The organism is Bacteroides sp., assembly GCF_028690125.1.
GTDB lineage: Bacteria > Bacteroidota > Bacteroidia > Bacteroidales > Bacteroidaceae > Bacteroides.
In genome coordinates this window covers 1-5,854 of record NZ_JAQVBV010000092.1, presented here as the reverse complement: position 1 = coordinate 5,854, position 5,854 = coordinate 1, and the positions used below count along the sequence as shown (strand labels likewise).

The 5,854-nt window shown below is 41.7% G+C and carries 6 protein-coding genes; 3 read left to right on the top strand and 3 right to left on the bottom strand.

Translation table 11 applies throughout. The annotated features are described in order from the left end of the window. The 3 genes from PHO71_RS24985 to PHO71_RS24975 form a co-directional block, all read left to right on the top strand. The coding region (locus tag PHO71_RS24985; RefSeq protein ID WP_300208895.1) for a hypothetical protein at positions 1–658 on the top strand (658 nt) is incomplete at its 5' end. A 997-nt stretch (positions 659–1,655) separates the two neighbouring features. Next, a complete protein-coding gene (locus tag PHO71_RS24980) occupies positions 1,656–3,506 on the top strand; it encodes a hypothetical protein (RefSeq protein ID WP_300208893.1) in 1,851 nt (616 codons plus the stop codon). A gap of 14 nt (positions 3,507–3,520) precedes the next feature. Then, positions 3,521–4,063: a GDSL-type esterase/lipase family protein gene (locus tag PHO71_RS24975; RefSeq protein ID WP_300208891.1), complete on the top strand. Its 543-nt coding sequence runs from the start codon at positions 3,521–3,523 to the stop codon at positions 4,061–4,063. 302 nt (positions 4,064–4,365) lie between these two features. Here PHO71_RS24975 and PHO71_RS24970 read toward each other — a convergent pair whose 3' ends face one another. Genes PHO71_RS24970 through PHO71_RS24960 form a run of 3 tightly spaced genes read right to left on the bottom strand, consistent with a single transcriptional unit; the run spans position 4,366 to position 5,534 of the window. Then, positions 4,366–4,656 carry a hypothetical protein gene (locus tag PHO71_RS24970; RefSeq protein WP_300208890.1) on the bottom strand — a complete coding sequence of 97 codons (291 nt, stop codon included), beginning with the start codon at positions 4,654–4,656 and terminating at the stop codon, positions 4,366–4,368. Between the two features lie 19 nt (positions 4,657–4,675). Continuing rightward, positions 4,676–5,173, bottom strand: coding sequence for a relaxase/mobilization nuclease domain-containing protein (locus tag PHO71_RS24965; protein ID WP_300208889.1), 498 nt, complete (start codon positions 5,171–5,173; stop codon positions 4,676–4,678). 43 nt (positions 5,174–5,216) lie between these two features. Beyond that, positions 5,217–5,534, bottom strand: a complete 318-nt coding sequence (locus PHO71_RS24960; protein ID WP_300208887.1) for a hypothetical protein — start codon at positions 5,532–5,534, stop codon at positions 5,217–5,219. Between the last annotated feature and the right edge of the window lie 320 nt (positions 5,535–5,854).

The following is a 5,854-nucleotide window of genomic DNA, read 5'->3' as shown; positions in this document are numbered from 1 at the left end:
CGATCAAATTGACTGTCTTGAACGGTTCATTCAAAATGAAGCTAAGATTATCGTAAAAAAGTTGTGGGGAAAGACAGACTCGAAGAGCATAGCTACGATGCGGCGATATAATAAAAAGAAAATATACTTGAGTCTGGCTAAAATGTATTGTCGATATAATTTGTTTGCAGAGCCGCATGTAATTTTCCTTAGCGAGCTAGTGGGAATGGTTTGCTTATTCCATGAGTGCATAAAGCAAGAAACCGCAGATAAGTTTCTCGTTCCGAGAGAATCTGCTTTTAAAGGGGGCAATAAAAGTCGTTTAGAAAAACAAATTTTTACTATAGTTAGTGAGATTGCTAGAGACAATAAAAGCGTTAACTATACGTTCTTTTTTGGAGATAAAGAAGAGCGTGCGTATGAGATGGAATGTTTTATGAATACACTGACGGCGATACTGGATAATGAACCATCGGTTGTTATGAAATATGGAGATCAAATTGCAAAAGAAACACGGGCATATTTATTGGAAAATGTGCCATTGTTGGATAATGTGCCACGAAGATATAAAGATCTGCATGAAATAGCCTTAAGCATCTTCAACGTGAAAGAAATGGAAAACTATTGTTTCCGAAAAGAGAAGGAATTGGGGATGGAGCTTTTTAAGTGGGCTGATTAACTGCCTTTGTTAGAAAACATGGGGCAATTCCCCGGATTCCCCCGTTCCCCCTGCAAAAATCGGCTATATTTCGAGGGGGACGCGGTGGCGATAGCAGCAAGCGGAACAACAAGACTACGCCAATTGTTGCGTGGCTTTCTCTAGCGTTAACTGTCGTGCCGGTCATTAGGGCCAGCGCTGTCAACATGGAAGCTTTTCTTTGCCAATGGCAACTTGCCTAGCTGCAACGCAGACAACCAGGAAGAGCGGTTAATTCAGCAGAGGGTATCAGACATGGGTGATACAGGGAAAGCGCAGGCTTGTATGAAGTGGCTATTGCAATGAGGGCATAAGAACAACCTGCTGAAATTTAGGCCCTTGAAGACTCAAGGGCCTCCCATGCCAGACTCAAAAAATAAGGATTGGCGAAGGCAAGAGCCTTAGCCTGGTTATGATGAAGCGGCAGGCGAGATCCCGCGGGGTACATGACAGATATATTTAAGGTGCTCTTCGTGCAAGCCGGAGAAAAGAGAATGAGTGTGCAGAAGAACCTGTGGACAGCGGAATAGAGGTCAAGAGCTCACCTGCCAGAAAGAACGTTGTCCTGGTCGTGTTGTTAGCTTCGTATAAGTCGGGCTGTACTGCTCGGATACGGGTCCACTTTGTATAGGGCAGTCTTGATAGAGGGTGTTTCGTATTTTGGGGATTTGGGGAAATGGGGAAGGAAAGCAGACTGTTACCGCTGAAATTCAAAAATAAGATATATCATAAGGAACGAATTTGTTGAAGATTTTATGATGACGTCGATACTTTTTTGTGGTAAAATATCAAAAAATGGCACACTGAAAAAGGCGGGTAGTATCGACGGACCCAAGCTAATATTCCGGATATGGTTCGGGCTAAGAGAAGAAAAATGCCGCCTGCTAGTTAGGCGGCATAATATGAAATGGAGGAAAAACAACGGGGCTTATAATCAGATACGGAAGAAGTGGCTGCGGCTTAGGAAGAGGCTGATAGTATGGATGAAAAGCAAATTCAAAATAAAATTCATCTTCAAGGTTTAAAGCAAATCGAGCGGAATTTCAGGCAAATCGCTATCGCTGAACGTAATATAATAGAATACGGCAATCTGCTCCAAGAAATTGCTTGTTGGATGGGAAAATGGCGATATCAGCAAATACCTGTGGTTCCTCTTCCTGAATTGCTTAGGCAGGAACGTTGGACGGTGAGTCAGAACAAGGGAATATTTTGCAAGATGCAGCAACAGTTTCTGGTGTTGACGCCGAAAAATGCCGTTGAAACGTTGGAACGGATATTTCCAGGGATTCCGCTGGCAGAGATAAAACCCCAAATAACCCGCTTAGTGGAATTGATTAGAGTTTTTTGCGCTGCCAGAAAAGCGACCGGAGACGAAGGCATCGATTTGCGGTATAAAGAACGGATAGGCGGAGTGACGGTTGCTTTAGATAGGTGGGCGGATTTCTTAATTTTTGACGATAACCTTTTTCATCAGCAGACAGGGGTGATTCACGGGAAGAATTACAAAAAAAGACTTATATGGGCGAAACAGACGGAGCCTACTCTGCGAGAATTTCAAGCGAAGGTGCGTTTGATCAAAAAATACAAGACTGTGGTTACTGCAGAAAAGAAAGTATTCATAACCAGTTCAATCATGAATGCGGCTATACATTACTTAGCAGAACGCAAATATAAACCTATTCAGGCGCTGTGTTGTAAGTTGCCTGATGAAAACAGCACGACTAAGATGCGCACAAAAATAACTGGACCAGGAGAAACCTATACTTCTCATCCCAGTTTCAATTTTGTGGAGGTTTTAAACCAATTCGCGAAATTGAAGAACAAAGTTCCGCTTGAGATTCAAGAACAAATTGCTGTGTTAGCTGATGGCGAGACAGAAGTTGTAGACAATCTGGCAGAGCTAGTTGCTTGTTGCTGTCTTTCTATTCCTGTTAAACAAAAGTTGTGGCTTATAACAACAAACCATAGTAGCTATGTTCTGGATTTTTTAAATAGAATCTTTTTTCTCGAAAAAGAACAATCATACTTGCATATGAGCGCTAACCCCCAAAATATATTTTTAGAAAACAATCTAACAAAACTAATCGACTGCACGTACCACGGTATGCAACTTGTTTGCCTAGAGTCGGCCAGTAATCTTGCTGTTTTAGATGAAGTTTATTTTCGGCGGATAAAGAAAATAATCAACCGGAAACCGCTAGCAATCTCGCTTTCCGGTGTAGGTAAACTGACTTATCATAATCGTTGCCAATGGGTTGCTTTTTTAAAGCCAGAATCAGAAGTGCAACGGTATAAACAATTTTTAAGAGAATCAGTGAAGGTTATATCTTTTCCGAATCTGAATGTTCCACCCGAAACAAGAGAAACGGACTTTGATAATAATCTCTGGTTATTGGTCGTTTTTGCAATATATGGAATGAAAAGAATGCTGGAAAAGGGAAAAACAAAAGACGTATATGACCCGTGTGTGCTAATCCAGAGTTTTCTTAAAGAATGCTGCGTGTTAGGAGAAGGCGAAATATGCTATAAAGACGAGCTGTATGAAGCATATGGCACTTTTTTGCGAACTCGATACTCTATGGAACCTCTTCCCAAGGGCCAATTCCATAATCTTATTTCTGAAATAACCAAAATTGAAGAGACGAGGCCGCGCACGAGTCAGGCCGATCACAAACGAGGTTATCGCGGGCTTTCCGTGGCCCTGAAGAATGCAGAAGCCGATTCGCCAGAAATACGAAAAGAGAAAATAGTGTTATATCTTGAGGCTATAAACAAAAAAGTGCTGACCCTGCTAGGCGTAGAGGGGACTAGTGATGCAGAGAAGCAGTAGAGGGTATTGGAACAATGAAAATCGTGGCTCTTGGTGACTCCATAACTTACGGATATCCCTATTTGCCGGAGCAGTCTTGGTTTAATATGGCAGCCAAAAAGTTTAACGTTGCCTATATCAATTGCGGCGTGAATGGCGACACTACAGCCGGAATGTTGCGCCGCTTTGAACAAGCTGTAGCGGCGGAAAATCCTTCGCATGTTATTATTATGGGAGGAACCAATGACGTATACGGAGCAGAACGGCCAGGGACGATAGTTGCAAATATCGAGAAACTAATTCGCCTTGTGCAACAGTGCGATGCTGCTCCTATTTTGGGTATTCCCATCCCGTGCAATGATCACCATGAAGAAGCCATTCTTAGCTTATGCAGAGATGGCTTAAAGCAGTTGGCGGCGAAAATGACGATACCTAGCATTGATTTTCATGCTGCCTTGGTTGACTCCAGTGGGATGCGGATTAAAGAGGAGTATCATATTGACGGTTTGCATCCCAATGAAGCCGGTTATCAACTTATGGGAGTTATAGCAATTGAAGCACTATCGCGCTTGCTATGAGAGAAACTTGTTGCGAAGTCTCTGTAAGCATAAGGCATATGAGGCAACTCTAATAACGATAGAGATATTGATAAGAAAAGCCTGAAAAAGCAATGTATATGTCTGTGTGTGAATTTTATAAACGAAAAATCACCAAATAAAATGCTGAATGTTAATAAACTGTGCTAATAAAAGGCGCGAGTGCTTATATTCTCTAGCTTTTTTTGTACGGTTCGGTTCCCAAATAACAATGAAATGTTTAAAAAATGGGTAAGTAAAAGCAGACTAACTAGCCGAGCGATGGCTAGTTAGTCTGTTTTTGTTTAGGTATCAAAAGATTCGTCCCAATCGGTTCCCAGTACCCAGGCTAAAGCTGAAAGCTGTCCTAAGCGGATAAAGTACTCGTGCTCGGCGCAGCGCAAGTGCGTCTTGCCATATTGCTCTTCTAATTCTAGAGCAGTTTGCTGGGCCGTTTCAAAGCACTGGCGATCAGCCAAGGTATCCAGTTCAATTTCGCCATGGGCAATTTTGGCGGCCCGAATCACATGACGAATGTACCAAATTTTTTCTGAGAACTGTTCATACATGCCTTCAATTTCAGTAGTCTTTCTCATGAGTAGTACATCTCCTTTATTATTGAATAGTTTGGCTTTGTGTTTTGGCTAGGGCGGCTGGGGTATCATGCAGATCAATGGGGTTTAGCTGATATTCCGCCAATACCTTGTTAGCGTGAATCTTCACGTCGAGCATATCGCCTTTTGTAAGATTGAGCTTTTTACCGGTAAGCATGTTAATGGTATTTTGGACAAAATGCAGGTGTAAATTATCGGTGTTCTGATGGGCTGAGATAAGAAGCTGGTATTCGTCAGCAAAATATTGTCCGACCTTATAGCCGATTTCTAATAATATTTCTGCTGGCAGTTGTACTTCTTCTTCAAAGCTGAGGACGTAGTGTTTATATTTACGTCCTCCGGGTTTTCGCCAAATTTCTTTTACCGCATGCATTTCTTTATAGGCGGTGTCTGGACATAGATTGATCCCAATACTAGGTGTGTCTTCCTCGGGAAGGGCATAATCTACTATTCCCGACAAGGTTCTTGGTTGGCCATTGAAAAAACGTAAGTGGCTCATTAGTAGTTCCTCCTTTTGTCCTTTGGGCAATAAAAAAAGCCACTTAGTGGCGGGTAAGGTAGCTATGAAGCTTTGATGTGATTTGGCTGAGCTGCAGTTCGATTGTTTTCACAGCAGGATTTTCTTCTAGTGGCCGAAGTAGATTGCGGACTTCCTGCATGGTCGTTAGTATTTCGCGGCCTTCTGGGATTACGACAATTCGTTCTTGGAAGCAAGAAGTTCGCATATAGTCACTTTTGCTCATTCCGGCACGGTGTGCCGCCTTGGTGATCTGCTCATCTTCCTTGGCAGTGGCTTTGAAAGTAAGTGTTTTTACTTTTCTAGTATCTCCTTTTGGTTCCCGCTTTGGATTTTTTTTCATGATATCAGTCCTCTCATTATTAGTAATACCGATTAGTTACTAGGTGTCTTATATTCCTTTATATTTCTTTGGGTTTAGTTATCATCTCCCTATAGTAGATTAGTAGTATTAGTTCATGGTATAGATAGATATAGTATATATATTGTAGATATATATATTTATAGATATGTTATATAGTGTTTAAAAATATATAATCGTAAATTGCAAGTGCAAGTTGAACACTTTGGTAAAGTAGAACGGTAGTTTAAATTAAGCAGCATAAATAGAGTCGAGAAAGTCTTCGAAAAGCTCCTCGGGGGTCCTATATCCGAGGCGTTTGC

Excerpts from the sequence above, each read along its gene's own strand:
- PHO71_RS24965 (WP_300208889.1), bottom strand. The coding sequence starts at position 5,173 with ATGAGCCACTTACGTTTTTTCAATGGCCAACCAAGAACCTTGTCGGGA.
- PHO71_RS24975 (WP_300208891.1), top strand. The coding sequence starts at position 3,521 with ATGAAAATCGTGGCTCTTGGTGACTCCATAACTTACGGATATCCCTAT.
- PHO71_RS24960 (WP_300208887.1), bottom strand. The coding sequence starts at position 5,534 with ATGAAAAAAAATCCAAAGCGGGAACCAAAAGGAGATACTAGAAAAGTA.
- PHO71_RS24980 (WP_300208893.1), top strand. The coding sequence starts at position 1,656 with ATGGATGAAAAGCAAATTCAAAATAAAATTCATCTTCAAGGTTTAAAG.
- PHO71_RS24970 (WP_300208890.1), bottom strand. The coding sequence starts at position 4,656 with ATGAGAAAGACTACTGAAATTGAAGGCATGTATGAACAGTTCTCAGAA.